Genomic DNA, 18,844 nt, shown 5'->3' with positions numbered 1-18,844 from the left:
ATCGTGGTTTTGACGCCGTCAACCACGACGTCGGCGTGGAAATCCCCATCTTCGCCCATCGCGATCCGTGTCGTCGAGCTGTCGACATGCTGATCGCTCAGCAATCCAGTCAATGCCGTGAAGCGGCCGCGCTGGCTGAGGATCAACAGTCCGACAGCGAAGATCGCCAGCCATGCTGCCGCCCTCTTCAGCGTCCGCCCGATCGCCACGCGACGCCCGATCAGCGCGGATAGCGGCAGGATCAGCAACACGCAGGCAAAGGCGATATCGGCCCCGCGACTAGCGGTCACAACGTAAATTCCAGTCCGTCATATCCCGGCTCGACGCCGTCCGGCAGTTCGGCGGCGAGTGTCCCATAGTCCATCGTGTGATCCATGTGGATCAACGCAGATCGACCGGGCTTGATGATTTCGATCCATCTCAGCACCGTCGGTAAATCTGCATGCGTCGGATGCGGTCGGCGTCGAAGCGCATCGACGATCCAGACGTCGAGCCCTTGATAGAGCGCGGCCATCTCGCCGGTTACGTCGCTGAAATCCGTGGCGTATCCGATGGCGTATCCATTGGCCTCAAACCGCAGGCCCGCGGAACTGATATTGCCATGTGGCTGATCGACGACGCGAATCGTGATCGATCCGATCGTGATCGCATCTGGCAGTACTTCGCCGAGTATCGTCGCCGGATAGCCCTCGCGTCCTGCAAATGCGTAGGCGAAGCGCGTACCGATCGCCGTCAGCACCGGCTGCCGGGCCAACCCGCGGACCGGATGGCCCATCGCGTGATAGACCTGACGGAGATCGTCGATTCCGTGGCAATGATCGGCGTGATCGTGCGTCCAGATTACCGCGTCGACCGACGCGACATCAGCCCCCAGCAACTGCTCACGCATATCCGGGCTGGTATCGACGAGAATGCGTGTGCCGGCATGTTCGACTAGCAGCGAGACGCGCGTGCGCCGGTTGCGCGGTTCGGCCGGATCGCATTCGCCCCAATCGCGACCTATACGCGGGACGCCGGATGACGTTCCTGACCCGAGAATGCGTGCCTTCATGCGTTCGTCTTGGCGAACAATGTGTGAAAATTGGCCGCAGTCCGATCGGCCAGCGATGCCGGATCGTCGCCGCGCAGCTTGGCAAGGAAGCGCACCGTGTCCGCGACGAACGCGGGTTCGCCCCGCTTTCCTCGGTGCGGCACGGGTGCAAGAAACGGCGCGTCGGTTTCCACAAGCAGCCGATCGACCGGTAATCGCGCGGCGGTTGCCTGCAGGTCGGTCGCGTTCTTGAACGTCACGATACCGGAGATCGAGATGTACAGGCCCAGGTCCAACGCCTTGTCGGCGAACGCCGCGCTGGACGTGAAGCAGTGGATGACGCCGGGATAAGCCCCCTTCCCCATTTCCTCCACCATGATTGCGGCGGTATCGTCCTCCGCGTCGCGGGTATGGACGACGATGGGCAGCCCGGTTTCACGCGCCGCCGCGATGTGCGCACGAAAACTCGTCTGTTGGTTGGCGCGGTCCGAATGGTCGTAGTGATAATCGAGACCGCTTTCGCCCAGGCCGACGACCTTAGGATGCGCCGCGGCTGCGACCAGCCGTTCGGTGCGGATATCCGGATGCTTGTCGGCGTCGTGCGGATGGATGCCGATCGTCGCCCAGACATCGGGCTCGCGCTCTGCGGTGGCGATCACGGCATCCCATTCGGTTTCACGCGTCGAAATGTTGAGCATCGCAGTAACGCCGCTGGCGCGGGCCCGGGCGAGGATGGCGGGCTGCTCCTCGAACACACCCTCGTAATTCAGGTGGCAATGGCTATCGGCGAGCATCAGGCTACCTCCACCAGCAGCTCGAGCCGCGGAAAGATCGGCGACGGTGGTGTTATCCGGAACGTTGCGGCGGCGCGATCGTACCAGCCGTCATCATCGATTGCGGCATGGTCGCGCTCGGCCGCGCCGATCTGATCGAGCACCTTGCCCGCGGAGCCCGGCACGACGGGGATGATCGCGATAGCCAGCATCCGGATCGCGCGGACCAGCGTCCGCAATACGGCGTGCATCCGCTCCGGATCGGTCTTGCGCAGCGCCCATGGCGCCTGCGCGTCGATATACTGGTTGCACGCGAACACGCCGCGCATCCACGCCTCGATCCCCAGCGACAATGCGAGATCGCCGAACGCCGCCTTGAACGCGGCGCAGGCGACGACGACCTCCTCGATCAATAGGCCGTCAGCCGGATCGGCGCGGCCGGTTTCGGGAAACGCGCCATCGAGGTTCTTCGCGATGAACGACAGGGTCCGCTGCGCCAAGTTGCCGAAACTGTTCGCCAGTTCGGCATTCACCCGCGTCACGATCGCCTCCGCCGAATAGCTGCCGTCCTGCCCGAAGCTGACGTCGCGCAGCAGGAAATAACGCAGCGCGTCGACCCCGAACGCATCGGCGAGTGCCACCGGATCGACGACGTTTCCGATCGATTTCGACATCTTCTCGCCGCGGTGGAGCAGGAAGCCGTGACCGAACACCTGTTTGGGCAGCGCGATGCCGGCGGACAGCAGGAAGGCGGGCCAATAGACCGCGTGGAAGCGGACGATGTCCTTGCCAATCAGGTGCAGATCAGCCGGCCAGTATTTCCAGTCCGCGCCCTCGTCCGGATAGCCGAGCCCCGACAGATAATTGGTCAGCGCATCCACCCAGACATACATGACATGCCCGTCCACACCCGGCACCTTCACCCCCCAGTCGAAGCTCGTGCGCGAGACCGACAGATCGGACAGGCCGCCCTCGACGAAGCGGATCACCTCGTTGCGGCGGCTTTCGGGGCGGATGAAATCGGGGTTCGCGGCGAACAGATCGAGCAGCGGCTGCTGATAGGCGGACAGACGGAAAAACCAGCTTTCCTCCGCGGTCCATTCGACGGGTGTGCCCTGAGGCGATCGGCGGTCGTCGCCCTCGCCCGTCAATTCCTTCTCATCGTAGAATGCCTCGTCGCGGACCGAATACCAGCCTTCATAGCGGCTCGGATATAGATCGCCGCTCGCCGCCATTGCGGTCCACAGCGCCTGGCTGGCGACGTGGTGCGCGTCTTCGGTAGTGCGGATGAAGCGATCATAGGAGATATCGAGCGCGTCGCACATCGCCTTGAAATATCCCGCCATCTCGTCCGCGAGATTGCGCACCGACGTGCCGGCGGCGCGCGCGGCCTGGACCATTTTCAGACCATGTTCGTCGGTACCGGTCTGGAAGCGGACGTCGCGCCCGGTCTGGCGCTGGAACCGCGCGATCGCGTCGGCGGCGATCGCCTCATAGGCATGGCCGATATGCGGGCGACCATTGGGGTAACTGATCGCGGTCGTGATGTAATAGGGTTCGGCCATGCCGATGCCCTAGCGTGAGGCTCCCGTGGCGTGAAGCCCCGCGACGATCCCCGCCATCTCGAACACCGTTGCCTGCGCGTCGAGCGACAGACCGATCGCCGCGCCCGACAAGTCGCGTGCACGGGCATGGGCGTCGATCGCCTGGGCCAGCGCGCCGCCCTGGCGCGACTGGGCGAGACGCGCGATGATGGTTGGCGCACGGTCGAGGAACGCTTCGTAGCGCGGCTGGGCCGCCTTGCCGCCAAGCGCCTTGGCAAGTTTTACGCGCCGGGCATTGTCGGGATCGCCGTCCGCCGCGATGGCGTCGATCGCCGCGTCGAGACCGGCGATATCCAGGCCAGCGAAACGGAGCCCCCGCCCCGGCGACCCGTCGCCTGCGCGGACGAGCGAAGCGACCTCATCGTCGCTCGCCTCGGGTCGCGCGGACCGGATCGCGCTGGCGGCATCGTCGTCGTTCAATGCCTCGAACCGCAGCAACCGGCACCGCGACCGGATCGTCGGCAGCAATCGCCCGGGGGCATGACTGACGAGGAGGAAGATCGTGCCCGCCGGCGGTTCCTCCAGGTTCTTGAGGAGCGCGTTGGCGCCCGCCCGTTCCAGATCGTCGATCGCATCGATCACGACGATGCGTGCCGCCCCCATCGACGGCGTGGTCGCGAACATCGGCTGGAGGCCCCGGACCTGTGCGATCGTTATGCTGCGCGCGAGGTCCTGGTCGGGCTTTTCCGGATCCTTGGGCAGCCGGCGCAGCAGGCGGAAATCGGGATGCGACCCGGCCTCGATCAGCGACCGCGTCCGATCGCCGACGGGCACGTCGAAGCCATCCGCCAGCCCGCGAGTTCCGGCGCTTTCGGCAAGCATCCGCATCGCGGCGACCTTCGCGAAACTCGCCTTGCCGATGCCTTCCTGCCCCGCGATCAGCCACGCATGGTGCATCGATACGCCCGACAACGCCGTGCGGAACGCAGCCTGTGCCGCGCGGTTACCGACGACGCCCACGCCTAGAATAGCGACGTCAGACCGCTCCATGCCCGCCCGAAGAAGCCGGCCTTGCCGACATCCTTCGCGGCCACCAGCGGCAGCGTCTGCGCGGGCATGTCGGGTGAGGTGACGACGAGGTCGGCAATGTGCTGGCCCGCCTTGATCGGTGCCTTGATCGGGCCATCATAGACGACCTTGGCCTGCATGGCGGGCACCGCGCCCGCCGCGACGGTTACGGTCAGCGGACTGGCGGCGACCAGGCCGACGGTGCGGGCGTCACCCATCTGGACCTCGGCAGTTTCGACCTGCTTGCCCTGCGCCACCAGCGGCTTCGCCTGCCAGGCGCGGAAGCCCCAATCCATGAACTTGACCGATTCCTGGATGCGCTGGTTGAAGCTCGTCAACCCGGCGAGCACCATCACGATCCGGCGATTGCCCTGCTGCGCGGAGCCGGTGAAGCCGAACCCGGCCTCTTCGGTATGCCCGGTCTTCAACCCGTCCGCCCCGGCCACGCGGCCCAGCAGCGGATCGCGGTTGTCCTGGGTAATGGCGTTGCCGCCCATCGTCTTACCCCAGGTGAAGTTGGGCTTCGAATAGAAGGTCTTGTAGAGCTGCGGGTGGTTCTGGATCGTCGCCGTGGCCAGCGTCGCGAGATCGCGCGCGGTGACGTAGGTCACGCCGTTGTCGGGCCAGCCGTTCGACGTACCGAAATGGCTGTTCTTCAAACCGATCGACGCCGCGGTCTCGTTCATCCGATCGACGAACGCCGCCTCGGTGCCCGAAATGCCCTCCGCCAGCACGACGCAGGCGTCGTTCCCCGACAGCGTGATGATACCGGACAGCAGGTCGGCGACGCTGACCTGTTCGTTCACCGACAGGAACATCGTCGATCCCGCGGCAGGGCCGTGCCAGCGCTGCCAAGTCTCCGGCCGGACCGGGAATTTCTGGTTGAGCTTCAACTCGCCCTTCCTCACCATGTCGAACGCGACGTAAACGGTCATCATCTTCGCCAGCGACGCCGGGGGCATCCGCTTGTCGGCGTCGCGCGCGAACAGCACGGCGCCGGACGACAGATCCTTCATGAAGGCGATCGGCGCGGGCGTTTCGAACTGCGGCGCGGCGGCAACCGACGGCATCGCCAGCGCGACCAGCGCAACGGGGGTGAGGTAGGCGGCGATCGGTCGTGTCATGACAGGAGGTCCGTAATGGCGAGGATGGTGCAGGTTTCAGTCCGCGGGCAGGATATGCGCATCGCCATAGCCGCGCGCCGCCATGGCGTCACGCGCCTCTTGCGCGGCCGTAGCACCCTGGATCGGGCCGAGCCGCACGCGCCATAAATTGCCGGTGGGCAACACCTGCGCGGATAACGCATCGGCCAGCGCCTGCGCGCGGACGCGGTTCGAGAAGCTGGCGATCTGAACGATATAGCGACCGTTTGCCGAGGGGGGCACCGCCGAATGCACGGGGGTCGGGGCGAAAGCGGCGTCGGTCGCAACGAGGCCGACGCGGGATCCGGGTGCAAGCGCGCGGACGCGGACTGACGCGACCGGGAGCCGATCGGTACCGAGCGCCTGCGCCGCCCCGCGCGACAGGTCGATGATCCGGTCGCGGCGTCCCGGTCCGCGATCGTTGATACGCACGACGATCGATCGGCCGGTGTCAACCGATGTCACCTCCGCCAACGACCCGAGTGGCAGACTGCGATGCGCCGCGGTTATCCCCTTCGGATCGAAGAAGTCGCCCGACGCCGTGCGATGTCCTGCGGCTTCCTCGCCATACCAGCTGGCGAGACCGCTCGCCTGATACGCGCCGAAGGATGCAAGCGGGATCGCCGCACCGTGCCCCCGTCCGCTGCACGCCACCAGCAGCAACGCCGCTGCTACGGTGTGGACAAGGGCCCTAACGCGCAACGGCATCGGCAAGCAGCCCGACCGACAAGGCGTAGAAATTCGAGCAGTTGTAATCGAGGATGACCCGGTAATTTCCCGTCAGCAGATAGGCCGTCTGACCGGGACCGTCGGGTTCGAGCAGCGTCGCCAGGATGGAGTCGCCCGGCCAATTGCCGGAGCGGGGTGCGATACCGAGCGAGCGCCACTCCGCCATCGTCCGCCAGCCGCTGTGCCTGGCGAAGACCCGCGGGCAGCGCGGCGACATCAGGCGGTTCGTGTTATGGCTTCGGTCGAAGCCGGCGGGTACATCGACTGCGATCCCCCAGGGCTGACCGGGGCGCCATCCGGCATCGACGAAATAATTGCCGATCGACGCCAGCGTATCCGCATCGCTGTTCCAGATATCTACGCGGCCGTCGCCGTCGCCGTCGCGCGCCAGGCGGAGATACGCCGACGGCAGGAATTGCGGATTGCCCGTCGCACCCGCCCAGCTTCCCTTCAGCTGCTCGCGCGGCACGCCGCGATCGAGCATCTTAAGCGCATCGACGAATTCACCGGCGAACAATTCGCGACGTCGCCCCTCATAGGCAAGCGTCGCGAGACTGCGCAGCAGGTCGAAATTGCCGGTATAGGCACCGTAATTGGTCTCGTTTCCCCAAATCGCGACCATGATCGATTCCGGCACGCCGGTTCGTCGCTCGATCGACGCGACCCGGCCGCGCTGCGCCTGGTAGACCCGCTGACCGCGCGCGATCCGCTGCGCATCTATGTGCTGGATACGGTAGGGCGCGAACATCGCCACCGGGCCGGCAACGTCGCTGCCGGGTTGCTGCCGGTCGAGTTCGATCACGCGGGGGTTGATCGTCAGCCCGGGTAGCGCGGCATCGATCGTACCGCGCCTTACACCGGCGGCAAGCGCCTGCGAACGCAGCTGGCCGAGATATGACTGGAAACCCGAATCGGGTTGCGCGCTCGCCGCACCGCCAAGCAGCGCCAATATCGCGCAAGCCGCGAAGCGCGTTGTCCGCGCAAGAATTTGCCCCCTGCCCATCGATGGATAGTGACACAGCCGAACACCGGCCGGAACCTCGTATCGTCGCACCCCTTGCACAAACGGGCGCGACCGACCTATCGGGGGCGGGATGCGGAGAGATGGCCGAGTGGTTTAAGGCAGCGGTCTTGAAAACCGCCGTGGGTTCACGCTCACCGTGGGTTCGAATCCCACTCTCTCCGCCGGATGTAGGATTCCGATATTCCAGAGATCCCTCATCTGCGGTTCTTATTGCCCCGCAAGACTTATTGCCCCGCAAGAAGTGCGCCGCTCACCATCACGCCATTGACGATGACCGAAAAAAGGCACCACCGATTGTCGGCGCGGCGGGACCGTAGAGTTGTCCCCGGAAAATGCCGGTTGCAGCTTTCTGGCTCAGTCCGGTCAGCGTTAACGTGTTGCAGTCGATCTGGCCGGTCGTAATCGCATCGGCAACGAAGTCGATCGTGAAAGGGGGCGAGCCGTCAACGGGGTCGAACCGGGAATAATCGATATGGCCAGTGACTGCACCGATGGTCTTGGAATAGTCGATCGTGATCGTGACGCTGCCGATGAACGCGTTGGCGACTGGCGGACCGTTGCCTGGTGCAGGGTTGCTGTAGCCGATCGACTCGCCACGATAGATGACGACACCTGTGGCCGGCAGCGACGATGCGGCGTCCCCGATCGTACCATAGGTGCTGAAATCGTCGCCAGCCAAGGCAAGGTTCCGCCTGATCTCGATCAGATAAGCGCCGGTAATCGGATCGTTATTGGCGGCCTGTCCGGCTGCATGGACGCCTTTCTCGACACCATAGAAGTTAAGCTTCGACCCTGCCTGCCTGGCGGGACTGTCTTGCCAGGTCTTCACTGGTACAACCGGGCATCACTTGGGGCCGCGGTATAAGTCCGGGTGGTCGTGAAGAAACTGGTGTTCGAATTGGTTGGCCCATAGGTGGCCCCGCCGGAGACCGCGATCGTCTCGTCGCCATCGATCACGAGACTGGCGATCGTGCCTTTGCCGTCGGGATCGGCGATCGTGCCGGTGAGCGGAGTGCCTGTGCTCGTCGTAGTGAAGCCGACGGAGGCGACCGGGTTGGTGTGGGAGTTGGCGCGGGTGTCGGCGAAGGCGTCGGCGGGGGTGTCGAAACGATTGTTTGGCCTGCTGTCGATGCATCGCCTCCACCACAACCGGCAAGCAACAGGCTCATGCTAAGCGCTGCTGCTGCCAACACAGTTCCCTTATGTACCCGCCCCCCTTTTTTTCTCGCCGTCAGCAACGTAAACTTGGATCGCACCAAGCGTCAACATTGAAGACGGCCAATTTGATCCCGGCGCCTGACCAATCTAGCCGCGTCGTCCGACTGATGAAAGGATAGTTGATAGTTACCACCTGGCTCGGTCGGCCCCTGCTGCTTCAGGATCTACCATCCTTCTCTGGCCAGAGGCTATTTAACCTGGCTGGCTAGCAGGTTTTCGAAGGCGGTCTGGTCGATCGGTGTACGAAACTGGCAACCGGCGAGGAAATCGTCCGCCCACATCACATCCGCCGCGATCAGCCCGATCATGGGCAGGGTCAGCCAGATCGTCACGCCTTTCTTAAGCGCGGAATAGGTCTGGATCCTGACCCCGTGGACCGAGATGTCCGTAACCTTGCACAAGGTCCGCGCCAACCCGTCCTTGCCGATCCGCGCGTTCAGCACCACCGGCGCGCGTTCCGACCGACGCCGACCCCTGCTTTCGACCGCTTCGAATTCGGCAGCGAACATTGGACCCTTTCACCACGGCCCGGTGTCGAGCCGCCATGAGAAGGAATACCGGTATGTTGCCTAACGATCGGTTAAGCGGCGCTTATTTGCGAAGCGTGAGCCCACCGCCGAAACGCTTGTTGAAGCGTGCGACCTGGCCGCCGGTGTCGAGCATCGAACCGCGACCGCCGGTCCAGGCGGGATGCGCCAGCGGGTCGATGTCGAGCGTCATCGTGTCGCCTTCCTTGCCCCAGGTGGAGCGAGTCTCGAACACACTGCCGTCGGTCATCTGGACCTTGATCATGTGGTATTCGGGATGGGTATCTTTTTTCACGGGTCTTCTCCGGGCGCGGCTGGTTCCGACCAGCCAGAAGGAAGGCGCGCGCTAGCCTGCGCGCGCCGGAAAGTCAAAAGTCGCCAAGGTTGCGCACGCGGACGCCGTCAGGCGGCCTTGGGCGGGTCGGCGATCATCGCGGTAAAGTTCGCTTCCGCAACGACTTTCCCATCGATCTTCGCAACGCCTGCGAACTTGCAGACACTGGCGCGTTTCTGGACGAACATGGCGTTCAGCTGGAGCAGCACGCCGGGTTCGACAGGCTTGCGAAACTTCGCGCCGTCGATCGCCATGAAATAGACGAGCTTGCCGGTCCCGGAGAGCCCGAGCGATTGCACCGCAAGGATTCCCGCCGCCTGCGCCAGCGCCTCGACGATCAGCACACCGGGCATGATCGGACGACCGGGAAAATGGCCGTGGAAGAACGGCTCGTTGATCGTCACCGCCTTGATCGCGTCGATCGACACATCGGGCACGATGGCGACGACGCGATCGACCAGCAACATGGGGTAACGATGCGGCAGCGCCGCCATGATCCGCCCGATATCGAGCCCCCCCCCGGCGGTCGCCGGGGAGGAAATGCTGCCGTCCGTCCTGTCGGTCACTATGATGCTATCACCGACCCGAAGGCTGGCGACGCGTCGGCGCGGCGGCGGGGGCCGCACCGGGCGCGCCCGCTGCCTGGCCGGGTACATAGCCGGCGGGCGGCGTCGCGTTCACGCTCGGCACGACTGCGTCGAGCTGGGTCGTGATCGCGGGGGTCAGGTCCGACGCGGGCTGGATGACATAGGCACCGTCGGGCTTCAGCAGCAGAGTGACGCCGCGAGCCTTCATCGCCGCGGTCACCGCATCGGCCAGCTTGGGCTGGATCTGCTCGAGCGCATAGGCCTGGGCGCGCTGGATCGGCGCGCTGATCCCGCCGAGTTCCGCACGGGCAGCGTTCTCACGGGTCTGGATCGCGGTCGCCTCCGCCTGCAGCGTCGCCTGCGGCACGTTGGCGCGCTGGTCGGCCTGGAACTTCGTGACCTGGGGCTGAAGTTCGGCCTGGATCGCGGCCTGCCGGGTCTGGAGCTGCGTGATCGCCGACGCATAGGTCGTGCGGATCGTCGCGGCAGCCGCCTGGAACGCCTTGGTGTTCTCCATCGCGGCCTGCGGGTCGGCGACCGCGACCGCCTGCGCCTGCGCGGCGTTGGCGACGAGGACGGCCGGCGAAACGACGGCGAGAAGGATATGTTTGAAGGTCATCAGAAGCTTGTTCCTACGTTGAAGGTGATGAGTTTGGGGTCGTCGCCAGGTTGCGTAAGCAGCGCCTTGGCGAGGTCGATACGAAGCGGTCCGAACGGCGAGTTCCAGTTGACGCCGATACCGATCGACAGTCGCGGACGCGCCGAATTGCCGAGATACTGCTCCTTATACGGGCCGTAAGGAGCCGTCGCATAGGTCACGCAGGTGTTGGTTGAGCCAGCCGGAATGACTGGGCAGGTCGGTCCAACGGTCGATGTTCCGGCCGTGTTGTCCGTGAACACGAACTGCTGGGCCCCGCTTGCATCGAGAATTGGCGTAGAAATCGGTAGCAAGATGGCATTGCCATTCGCATCCGTCCCCGTCGGATAGCAGTTGGTGGTCTGCCCCACCGCGCAGGCACCATTTAGAATAGGCGCTTTCACGTCGAACAACGCACCGGCCTGGATGTAGATCGACGGCCGCAGTCCCAATTCCTTGGCGCCCGCGCCCAGCGGCAGTTCGAGTTCCAGGCGGCCGAGATAATAGGCATCGCCGCCCAGCGCATCGTCGATGATGTTGTTCTTGCCGGTCAGAACGACCTGATTGCCGTTCGCGTCGGTCGTATAGGGTGACCGGGTAACACGCGGGCCGACGCCGCGGATGTCGAAGCCGCGGAACTGCGGCTCGCCCAGATAGAATCTATCGGTAATGCGGACGCTGTCCACGCCTGCCCCGCGATTGCCTTCCAGCGACTTGATGTAACCCGCCTCGCCGACTGCCGACAGTACGAAGCCGCTATTGCCGAACAGACCCCAATATTTGGCCCCTTCGGCGCGCGTCTTGATATAGCGGACATCGCCGCCCAGCCCGGCGAAATCCTGGCTGAACGAAAAGCGCGATCCTTTGGTCGGACGGAGCCGGCTGTTCAGGCTCTCATAGGCGATTGTGTAGCCGACCGACGAGGTTATGCGGTTGCCCAGCGCCTCGCAGAGATAGCGTCCCGCGACCAATACGTTACAACTACCATCCGGGTTGAAATATGTCGCATCCAGTCCGACCTGATCATAGGACAACCCATAGCGTGCCTGAAGCGCCCAGAATTCAGTGAGCGGAATACCCGCGCGGATCTGGAAGCCCGTCGATACCTGGCTGTAGGTCGTCTGCTTCGTATCGCCGGCGAAGCTGAACGCGTTATAGTCGCGGCGGAAGATATCACCGCCAACCGCGATGTTCTTGTCGAACAGATACGGTTCGGTAAAGCCCAGCTCGACCGACTTGGAATAATAGGAGTAATTGACGCCGAGGCGGAGCTCCTGACCCTTGCCGCGGAAATTGCGCTGCGTGATGTTCGCCTGGATGATGAACTGTTCGAGGCTCGAATAGCCCGCCGACAGCTGCAATTCACCCGTCGACTTTTCCTCGACGTTCGCATTCAGCACGACCCGGTCGGGCGCGGAGCCGGCCGTGTTCTTGATCTCGAACTTGTCCTGGAAATAGCCGAGCGAGTTGATGCGGTCCTGGCTTCGCTTGACCTGGAAGGTGTTGAACGCATCCCCTTCCGCCAGGCGGATTTCGCGGCGGACCACCTTGTCCTGCGTCTGCGTGTTGCCCGTGATGTTGACCCGTTCGACATAGGTTCGCTGCGCCTGCGCGATGTGGAAATTGATCCCCATCGTCAGCGTGTCCTTGTTCCGGTCAAACTCCGGATTCACATCGGTGAAGGCATAGCCGAACAGGCCCGCAGTCTGGCTCAGCTTGTCGACCGTGTCCTCGACCAGCTTCGCGTTGTACCAATCGTCTTTCTTCGGCTCCAGCGATGCCGCGAGCTTGGTATTGTCGAAATCGCGGATGTCGCTGTCGACGGTGATGTCGCCGAACTTGTACCGCGGTCCCTCTTCGACGACGTAGGTGATGATGAAGTTGCTCTTGTCCGGGGTCAGCTCGGCCACCGCCGACGTGACGCGGAAATCGGCATAACCCTCGGTCAGGTAGAATTGGCGCAGCTTCTGCTGATCGTACGCCAGCCGGTCCTGATCGTAGGACGTGTTCGACGACAACAGGCGGAACCAGCGCGATTGCTTGGTCGCCATCTGCGCGCGCAACTTGTCGTCGGAAAAAACCTGGTTGCCCAGGATGTTGATCTGCTGGACCTTGGACTTGGGCCCTTCGTTGACCTCGAACACGATGTCGACGCGGTTCTGGTCCAGACTGACCATCTTGGGATCGACCGTCGCGGCGAAGCGTCCCTGGCGGCGGTACAGTTCGACGATGCGCGCGACGTCGGCGCGGACCGCGGAGCGCGTGAAGATCTGCCGCGGCGCGAGCTTGATCTCCTTCTTGATCTTGTCTTCCTTGATCCGCTTGTTGCCCTCGAGGATGACGCGGTTGATGATCGGGTTCTCGCGCACGCGCAGGACGATGTCGCCGCTCTCGACGCCGGAGATCGAGTAATCCGCGAACAGGTCGCTTGCCGCGAGGTCCTTCAGCGCCTGGTCGAGCGTCTCCGCGGTATAGGGCTGGCCCACGCGCAGCTTGATATAGGACAGCACCGTCTCGGGCTCGATCCGCTGAGAGCCCTCGACGCGCAGCGACTTGATCGTGCGGACGGGCGCTGGCGTTACCGGTGCGGGGGCGGCGGCGGGTGCCGTCTTCGGCTGTGCAGGGGCGGTCTGCGCCAGCGCTGGCACGCCCGACAGCATCGTGCCCGCCAGCAGAAAGGCGCCTGCGCGCGCGAATTTGGAACCGTCAAAAGCTGTCACTGAAAAACCCACCCCGGAAAAGTCGCGCCGACCCCCTGCCGTGTTCGCCCTGCCCCACCTTCGTCAACCAATCAACCCGCGCCCACCAATCCGGCGACGTGCTTCCACAGCCCGACGCTGGACAGATCGTTGAACGTCACCACCAGCATCAGCGCCAATATCGCCGCCAACCCGCCACGGAACGCCCATTCCTGCACCGCCGGATCCAGCGGCCGCCGGCGGATCGCCTCGATCGCGTAGAACAGCAGGTGTCCACCATCCAATAGCGGTACTGGAAGCAGGTTGATGAACCCCAGATTGATCGAAACCAGCGCGATGAGGAAAACCAGCGCATCGGGACCGAGCGCGAGTTGCTGGCCCGAGACCTGCGCTATCTTCACCGGGCCGCCCAGTTCCTTCACCGACCGGCGTCCACCGATGACCTGGCCAAGCGTCTCGACCGTCACCGACACGATATCGCCTACCCGGCGGATCGCGACGCCCGGCGCCTCGAACACGCCGACCGGCGTGGCCACGGGCACCCCGCCCTCGATCCCCAGCCGCCCGATCCGCGCTTCGTTGCCGAACCGGTCGCGTTCGACATCCACGCCGATCGTCGCGGTTACCGCCGAGGGTGCGCCGGCGCGGATCAGGTCGATCGTCACCACGTCGCCCGCGCGGATCGCGACATAGCGGGCGATGTCGTCGAACGTTCCGATCGATCGACCACCGATCGACACGATCCGGTCGCCCGGCAGCAGCCCTGCCCGCGCTGCTGCGCCGCCCGGGACGGTCGCGTGGACGACGGGGGCCATGCGGACATCGCCGTATGCGATCGCGAAGCCGGCGAGGATCAGGATCGCCACGGTGAAATTGACGATCGGCCCCGCCGCGACGACGATCGCGCGCTGCCAGACCGGTTTCGCCTGGAAGGTGCGGTTGCGCTCCGCTGACGGCAATGCGAGCCATTCCGCGCTCGGCACGCCGGCGGGGTTCATGTCGCCTGCGAACCGGACATAGCCGCCGAGCGGCAGCCAACCGATCTGCCAACGCGTCCCGCGCCGGTCGGTGAAACCCGCGATCTGCCGACCGAACCCGATCGAGAAGGCGTCCGCCTTGATCCCGAACATCCGCCCGGCGAAATAATGGCCGAGTTCGTGGACGAACACGAGCGGGCCGACGACCAGCGCGAAGGCCAGGATGGTCAGCAGTACACCGGGGGAATGGATCAAGCGGCCTTATCCTTCACGCGCGCGCCGGCGACCTGGCGCGCCTCCGCATCCACCGCGATCACCGCCTCCAGCGTATCCGCAGGCGGTGGATCGTAGCGTTCCAGCGTATCCTCGACGATTGCGGCGATTTCGAGGAACCGGATGCGTCCGCCGAGGAACGCCGCGACCGCGATCTCGTTGGCGGCGTTGAGGATCGCCGGCCGTGCGCCCTCCGCATCCAGAGCCTCGCGCGCCAGTCGGATCGCGGGGAAGCGCACGGGATCGATGGCCTCGAAGTCCAGCCGGCCGATCGCGGCCAGGTCGAGCGGTGCCATCGGCGTCGCCATCCGGTCGGGCCAGGCGAGCGTATGCGCGATCGGCACGCGCATGTCGGACTGGCCGAGCTGCGCGAGCATCGATCCGTCGATATAATCGACCATGCTGTGGATGACCGACTGGCGGTGGACGACGATCTCGATACGCTCATGCGGCACCGGGAACAGACGCGCCGCCTCGATGAGTTCGAGGCCCTTGTTCATCATCGACGCCGAATCGACCGATATCTTCGCGCCCATCGACCAATTGGGATGCGCGACCGCTTCCGCCACCGTCACATGCGCCATCTGTTCCCGTGTGAAATCACGGAACGGGCCGCCGCTCGCCGTCAGCACGATCCGGCGGACGCGGTCGGGGCGCGCAAAGTCGAAACACTGGAAGACCGCATTGTGCTCGCTGTCCGCGGGTAGCAGCGTTGCACCGTGACGCTTGGCGGCGTCGAGGATCACGCGTCCGGCGGACACCAGCGGCTCCTTGTTCGCCAGCACGACGGTACCGCCGCCTTCGATCGCCGCCATGACGGGTTCCAGCCCTGCACAACCGACGATCGCCGCCATCGTCCAATCGGCACCACTGCGCGCGGCCTCGTCGATCCCGGATGCGCCGCCGACCGCGCGTATGTCCGTCCCCGCGAGCGCATCGCGAAGCGCAGGCAGGCATTTCTCGTCCGCGACGGCGGCGATCCGGGCCCGCGTACGGATCGCTGCCCCCGCCAATCGGTCGACGTCGCAATTGGCGGTCAGCGCGACGACACGGAACCGATCGGGCTCGCGCTCGACCAGATCGAGCGTCGAGGTGCCGACCGACCCGGTCGCCCCGAGGATGGTGACCGTCTTCATGGTAGCCAGGTACGGATGGTCGGCAGCACGACCAGGAACGCGGCGATCGGCGCGACCGGCACCAGCCCGTCGAGCCGATCCATCACGCCGCCATGCCCGGGCAGGATGTTGCCCGAATCCTTTACCCCCGCGCGGCGCTTCAGCCAGCTTTCGTAGAAGTCGCCCGCCTGCGCCACGACGGCGAGGACGGGGGTGGCGAGCGTCAGGCGCAGCGGCAGGCCGTACGCGCGGTGCAGGAACGCGGCGAACAGCGACGCGAAGACGATCCCGCCTGCCAGCCCCGCCCAGGTCTTTTTGGGACTGAGCCGCGGCCAGATCTTCGGGCCGCCGATCACACGCCCCGCGGCGTATGCGCCGATATCGGTCGCCCAGACCAGCGCCAGCGCCCAAAGCGTGAAGACGATGCCCTCCTTCTGATGGCGGATCAATAGCAGCGACAGGATCGGCAGCCCGACATAGATCGTCCCCAGCGCCAGCATGCGCTTGCCCGACACGATCGCGATGAAGAACGCCGCCCCGATCAGCAGGCCCAATGTCAGGAAATACGGCCCCGCCCCGGGCGGGGGCGCCATCAGCGCCAACGGAACGAACAGGCTATATTGCGCCAACCGTTTCTGCCTCGCGGCGATGCCGTGCAGATCGGCCCATTCCGCCATCATGAACAGCCCTGCGACGACCGCCAGCAGCCAGAAGACGAAACCGCCCATGACCAACGCAATCGTCGCAACCAAGATCAGTGCAAGACCCGTCAGGATCCGCAGCGTCAGTTCGGACATGCGCGGCTGGGTGGCGGGGATGTCGCTCACAGGCCACCATAGCGGCGCTGCCGCTGCCCGAACGCCGCAACTGCCGCCGCCAGCGCCGCCGCATCGAAATCGGGCCACAGCGTATCGACGAACAGCAGTTCGGCATATGCCGCCTGCCACAGCAGGAAATTGGACAGGCGCTGTTCGCCCGAAGTCCGGATCATGAGGTCGAGCGGTGGCAGTGCCGCGGTATCGAGCGCCTGCTCGATCATGTCGGCGTCGATCGCCGCCGGATCGATCTCCCCCGCCAGCGCTTGTTCCGCCAGCCGCCGTGCGATCGCCGCCAGTTCGGCCTGCGCACCGTAATTCAGCGCGATCGCGAGTAGCGGACCGGTGTTCGACGCGGTCCGCGCCACCGCATCGTCGACCAGACTGACGATATCCGGCGCGAAACGACGATAGTCGCCGATGATCCGCAGCCGGACATTCTCGCGCACCAGCTCGTCCAGGTCGCTGCGGATGAACAGGCGCAGCAATCCCATCAGGTCGCCGATCTCCTCTTCGGGCCGGCGCCAGTTCTCGCTACTGAAGGCATACAGCGTCAGCGCCTCGACCCCCAGCGCGCGCGCCGCCCGGGTCACCTTCCGCACCGCCTCGACGCCCGCCTTGTGCCCGGCGACACGCGGGAGGAAGCGCTGCTTCGCCCAGCGGCCATTGCCGTCCATGATGATCGCGATGTGGCGGGGGATAGTGGCGGTGGCAGGTATGGCGGTCAGGATAAGAGCGGTACTCACTTCTCCCCTCCCGCGAGCGAGTTCCGGGTCGGCGATGCCCCCGGCATCGCCTGGACGATGCGGGGCGTCGTCCACCCGGAACCGGGCCGGGGGCGGGCGGTCGCCATCGTCGAGCGCAGGTCTTCGTGGAAAGCGAGCGCACACCCCCGGCCCCTCCCGTAAACGGGAGGGGAGTTAAGGGGCGCACTCACGATCACTTCCCCAAAATTTCCTTTTCCTTCGACGTTGCCGCGGCGTCCAGATCGGCGATCGTGGTGTCCGTCAGTTTCTGCACCTCGATCTCGTGGCGCTTGCGTTCGTCCTCGCTGAAGACGCCCTTCTTTTCGTCGGTCTTGAGTGCGTCCATGCCATCCCGGCGGACATTGCGCGCCGCGATCCTGGCTTTTTCCGCATATTGCCCGGCGAGCTTTGCCAGTTCCTTGCGACGATCCTCCGTCAGGTCGGGGATCGGCAGGCGAAGCGTCGTGCCGTCGTTGATCGGGTTCAGTCCCAGCCCAGCCGAGCGGATCGCCTTTTCCACCGGCCCGACATTGCCCTTGTCCCACACCTGAACGGAGATCATCCGCGGCTCCGGGACCGATACGGTCGCGACCTGGTTGAGCGGCATATGGCTGCCATAGACCTCGACCGTCACCGGATCGAGCAATGCGGTCGAGGCGCGGCCCGTGCGCAGGCCGCCGAGGTCATGCTTCAACGCCTCTACCGCACCTGCCATGCGGCGCTCGAGATCGGCCTTGTCATACGCCGGCATACATCGTCTCCTGGTTCTGAACGATCGTCGAGACGCCTTCACCCGCCAGTACCGCGGCAAGATTGCCGTGATCGCGGATGTTGAAGACGACGATCGGGATATGATTGTCGCGGCACAGCGCGATGGCGCTGGCGTCCATGACCTTCAGGTCTTCGGACAGCACCTTCGAATAGCTCACCGTCGCGTATCGTCGCGCGGTCGGATCCTTCTTCGGATCGGCATCGTAGACGCCATCGACGCTGGTGCCCTTGAACAGCGCGTCGCACTTCATTTCCGCTGCACGCAATGCCGCGCCGCTGTCGGTGGTGAAGAACGGGCTGCCGACACCGGCGGCGAAAATCACGACGCGGCCCTTTTCCAGATGGCGCTCGGCGCGACGGCGGATGAAGGGTTCGCAGACGCTCGCCATCGGGATCGCCGACTGGACGCGAGTCTCGACGCCCTGCTGCTCCAGCGCGTTCTGCACCGCGAGCGCGTTCATGACCGTGGCGAGCATGCCCATGTAATCGCCGGTCGCCCGGTCCATCCCGCGCGCTGCGCCCGCCATGCCGCGAAAGATGTTACCGCCGCCGACGACGACGCACAGTTCGTAGCCTGCCGCCTTGGCATCGGCGATCTCCCCGGCAACCCGCGCTGTCACCGTCGGATCGATCGCCATGCCTCCGTCCCCCATCAGGACCTCGCCCGACAATTTCAGTAAAATGCGTTTGAAGCGCGGGGGCGTCATGCGGTCTCAGGGCTTTCGGGGTCGGAGCACGGGGACCTTAGGCGGGGGGAGCCGGAGGGGCAATCACTCTAATTCCTCCCCTGCAAGGGCAGGGCTATCGCATATGGCTGAAGAGGGAGATGAGGAAG

21 protein-coding genes and 1 tRNA gene are annotated in these 18,844 nt (G+C 64.9%); 1 reads left to right on the top strand and 21 read right to left on the bottom strand.

Annotated features, from left to right (window positions below):
- The 8 genes from ACFE7D_RS10115 to ACFE7D_RS10080 form a co-directional block, all read right to left on the bottom strand.
- A partial coding sequence (locus ACFE7D_RS10115; protein WP_375395293.1) for a hypothetical protein occupies positions 1-290 on the bottom strand: 290 nt, incomplete at its 3' end.
- A complete protein-coding gene (locus ACFE7D_RS10110) occupies positions 287-1,051 on the bottom strand; it encodes an MBL fold metallo-hydrolase (protein ID WP_375395292.1) in 765 nt (254 codons plus the stop codon). The genes ACFE7D_RS10110 and ACFE7D_RS10115, both read right to left, overlap by 4 nt.
- Positions 1,048-1,824 carry a TatD family hydrolase gene (locus ACFE7D_RS10105; protein WP_375395291.1) on the bottom strand — a complete coding sequence of 259 codons (777 nt, stop codon included), beginning with the start codon at positions 1,822-1,824 and terminating at the stop codon, positions 1,048-1,050. Before ACFE7D_RS10105 ends, ACFE7D_RS10110 begins: the two co-directional genes overlap by 4 nt.
- The gene (gene metG, locus ACFE7D_RS10100) at positions 1,824-3,368 is read right to left on the bottom strand and encodes a methionine--tRNA ligase (protein ID WP_375395290.1); all 1,545 of its coding nucleotides are present in this window, start codon (positions 3,366-3,368) and stop codon (positions 1,824-1,826) included. Before metG ends, ACFE7D_RS10105 begins: the two co-directional genes overlap by 1 nt.
- A gap of 9 nt (positions 3,369-3,377) precedes the next feature.
- Positions 3,378-4,367 (bottom strand): DNA polymerase III subunit delta', encoded by a 990-nt coding sequence (locus ACFE7D_RS10095; RefSeq protein ID WP_375395289.1) that lies wholly within the window; start codon positions 4,365-4,367, stop codon positions 3,378-3,380.
- Between the two features lie 2 nt (positions 4,368-4,369).
- On the bottom strand, positions 4,370-5,539 hold the full coding sequence (locus ACFE7D_RS10090) for a D-alanyl-D-alanine carboxypeptidase family protein (protein WP_375395288.1): 1,170 nt from the start codon (positions 5,537-5,539) through the stop codon (positions 4,370-4,372).
- 36 nt (positions 5,540-5,575) lie between these two features.
- Positions 5,576-6,259 carry a septal ring lytic transglycosylase RlpA family protein gene (locus ACFE7D_RS10085; RefSeq protein WP_375395287.1) on the bottom strand — a complete coding sequence of 228 codons (684 nt, stop codon included), beginning with the start codon at positions 6,257-6,259 and terminating at the stop codon, positions 5,576-5,578.
- Positions 6,249-7,289 (bottom strand): lytic transglycosylase domain-containing protein, encoded by a 1,041-nt coding sequence (locus tag ACFE7D_RS10080; protein WP_375395286.1) that lies wholly within the window; start codon positions 7,287-7,289, stop codon positions 6,249-6,251. The genes ACFE7D_RS10085 and ACFE7D_RS10080 overlap by 11 nt, the downstream gene beginning before the upstream one ends.
- Before the next feature lie 95 nt (positions 7,290-7,384).
- Here ACFE7D_RS10080 and ACFE7D_RS10075 point away from each other — a divergent pair.
- Positions 7,385-7,471: transfer RNA gene (locus ACFE7D_RS10075), tRNA-Ser, on the top strand.
- Between the two features lie 95 nt (positions 7,472-7,566).
- On the opposite strand, the gene ACFE7D_RS10070 is transcribed toward ACFE7D_RS10075, so the two are convergent.
- The 13 genes from ACFE7D_RS10070 to pyrH all read right to left on the bottom strand — a co-directional run bounded on the left by ACFE7D_RS10070 (position 7,567) and on the right by pyrH (position 18,716).
- Positions 7,567-8,139, bottom strand: a complete 573-nt coding sequence (locus ACFE7D_RS10070) for a hypothetical protein (protein WP_375395285.1) — start codon at positions 8,137-8,139, stop codon at positions 7,567-7,569.
- Positions 8,136-8,459, bottom strand: a complete 324-nt coding sequence (locus tag ACFE7D_RS10065; protein WP_375395284.1) for a hypothetical protein — start codon at positions 8,457-8,459, stop codon at positions 8,136-8,138. The genes ACFE7D_RS10070 and ACFE7D_RS10065 overlap by 4 nt, the downstream gene beginning before the upstream one ends.
- A gap of 257 nt (positions 8,460-8,716) precedes the next feature.
- Positions 8,717-9,037: a PilZ domain-containing protein gene (locus ACFE7D_RS10060; protein WP_375395283.1), complete on the bottom strand. Its 321-nt coding sequence runs from the start codon at positions 9,035-9,037 to the stop codon at positions 8,717-8,719.
- Between the two features lie 82 nt (positions 9,038-9,119).
- Positions 9,120-9,350 carry a 50S ribosomal protein L31 gene (rpmE, locus tag ACFE7D_RS10055; RefSeq protein ID WP_174285889.1) on the bottom strand — a complete coding sequence of 77 codons (231 nt, stop codon included), beginning with the start codon at positions 9,348-9,350 and terminating at the stop codon, positions 9,120-9,122.
- A 107-nt stretch (positions 9,351-9,457) separates the two neighbouring features.
- On the bottom strand, positions 9,458-9,955 hold the full coding sequence (fabZ, locus tag ACFE7D_RS10050) for a 3-hydroxyacyl-ACP dehydratase FabZ (RefSeq protein WP_375395282.1): 498 nt from the start codon (positions 9,953-9,955) through the stop codon (positions 9,458-9,460).
- Positions 9,956-9,965: 10 nt separating this feature from the next.
- Positions 9,966-10,595, bottom strand: coding sequence for an OmpH family outer membrane protein (locus ACFE7D_RS10045; RefSeq protein ID WP_375395281.1), 630 nt, complete (start codon positions 10,593-10,595; stop codon positions 9,966-9,968).
- Positions 10,595-13,273 carry an outer membrane protein assembly factor BamA gene (bamA, locus tag ACFE7D_RS10040; RefSeq protein ID WP_375395295.1) on the bottom strand — a complete coding sequence of 893 codons (2,679 nt, stop codon included), beginning with the start codon at positions 13,271-13,273 and terminating at the stop codon, positions 10,595-10,597. The genes ACFE7D_RS10045 and bamA overlap by 1 nt, the downstream gene beginning before the upstream one ends.
- A 131-nt stretch (positions 13,274-13,404) precedes the next feature.
- A complete protein-coding gene (locus tag ACFE7D_RS10035; protein WP_375395280.1) occupies positions 13,405-14,544 on the bottom strand; it encodes an RIP metalloprotease in 1,140 nt (379 codons plus the stop codon).
- Positions 14,541-15,698, bottom strand: coding sequence for a 1-deoxy-D-xylulose-5-phosphate reductoisomerase (locus tag ACFE7D_RS10030; RefSeq protein WP_375395279.1), 1,158 nt, complete (start codon positions 15,696-15,698; stop codon positions 14,541-14,543). The genes ACFE7D_RS10035 and ACFE7D_RS10030 overlap by 4 nt, the downstream gene beginning before the upstream one ends.
- Positions 15,695-16,474 (bottom strand): phosphatidate cytidylyltransferase, encoded by a 780-nt coding sequence (locus tag ACFE7D_RS10025; protein ID WP_375395294.1) that lies wholly within the window; start codon positions 16,472-16,474, stop codon positions 15,695-15,697. The genes ACFE7D_RS10030 and ACFE7D_RS10025 overlap by 4 nt, the downstream gene beginning before the upstream one ends.
- 26 nt (positions 16,475-16,500) lie before the next feature.
- The gene (locus tag ACFE7D_RS10020) at positions 16,501-17,238 is read right to left on the bottom strand and encodes an isoprenyl transferase (RefSeq protein ID WP_375395278.1); all 738 of its coding nucleotides are present in this window, start codon (positions 17,236-17,238) and stop codon (positions 16,501-16,503) included.
- 193 nt (positions 17,239-17,431) lie between these two features.
- Complete coding sequence (frr, locus tag ACFE7D_RS10015) at positions 17,432-17,989, bottom strand: ribosome recycling factor (RefSeq protein WP_174285884.1); 558 nt, start codon at positions 17,987-17,989, stop codon at positions 17,432-17,434.
- Positions 17,976-18,716 carry a UMP kinase gene (gene pyrH / locus ACFE7D_RS10010; RefSeq protein WP_375395277.1) on the bottom strand — a complete coding sequence of 247 codons (741 nt, stop codon included), beginning with the start codon at positions 18,714-18,716 and terminating at the stop codon, positions 17,976-17,978. Before pyrH ends, frr begins: the two co-directional genes overlap by 14 nt.
- Between the last annotated feature and the right edge of the window lie 128 nt (positions 18,717-18,844).

This window comes from uncultured Sphingomonas sp. (genome assembly GCF_964244235.1).
Classification (GTDB): Bacteria; Pseudomonadota; Alphaproteobacteria; order Sphingomonadales; family Sphingomonadaceae; genus Sphingomonas.
Note: the sequence above shows the minus strand (reverse complement) of the source record. Positions and strands in the feature narration are given on the sequence as shown.

Coding starts and splice junctions, on each gene's coding strand:
- frr (WP_174285884.1), bottom strand. CDS start 17,989: ATGCCGGCGTATGACAAGGCCGATCTCGAGCGCCGCATGGCAGGTGCG.
- ACFE7D_RS10110 (WP_375395292.1), bottom strand. CDS start 1,051: ATGAAGGCACGCATTCTCGGGTCAGGAACGTCATCCGGCGTCCCGCGT.
- ACFE7D_RS10045 (WP_375395281.1), bottom strand. CDS start 10,595: ATGACCTTCAAACATATCCTTCTCGCCGTCGTTTCGCCGGCCGTCCTC.
- ACFE7D_RS10030 (WP_375395279.1), bottom strand. CDS start 15,698: ATGAAGACGGTCACCATCCTCGGGGCGACCGGGTCGGTCGGCACCTCG.
- ACFE7D_RS10090 (WP_375395288.1), bottom strand. CDS start 5,539: ATGACACGACCGATCGCCGCCTACCTCACCCCCGTTGCGCTGGTCGCG.
- ACFE7D_RS10025 (WP_375395294.1), bottom strand. CDS start 16,474: ATGTCCGAACTGACGCTGCGGATCCTGACGGGTCTTGCACTGATCTTG.
- ACFE7D_RS10060 (WP_375395283.1), bottom strand. CDS start 9,037: ATGTTCGCTGCCGAATTCGAAGCGGTCGAAAGCAGGGGTCGGCGTCGG.
- pyrH (WP_375395277.1), bottom strand. CDS start 18,716: ATGACGCCCCCGCGCTTCAAACGCATTTTACTGAAATTGTCGGGCGAG.
- ACFE7D_RS10080 (WP_375395286.1), bottom strand. CDS start 7,289: ATGGGCAGGGGGCAAATTCTTGCGCGGACAACGCGCTTCGCGGCTTGC.
- ACFE7D_RS10105 (WP_375395291.1), bottom strand. CDS start 1,824: ATGCTCGCCGATAGCCATTGCCACCTGAATTACGAGGGTGTGTTCGAG.
- bamA (WP_375395295.1), bottom strand. CDS start 13,273: ATGCTGTCGGGCGTGCCAGCGCTGGCGCAGACCGCCCCTGCACAGCCG.
- metG (WP_375395290.1), bottom strand. CDS start 3,368: ATGGCCGAACCCTATTACATCACGACCGCGATCAGTTACCCCAATGGT.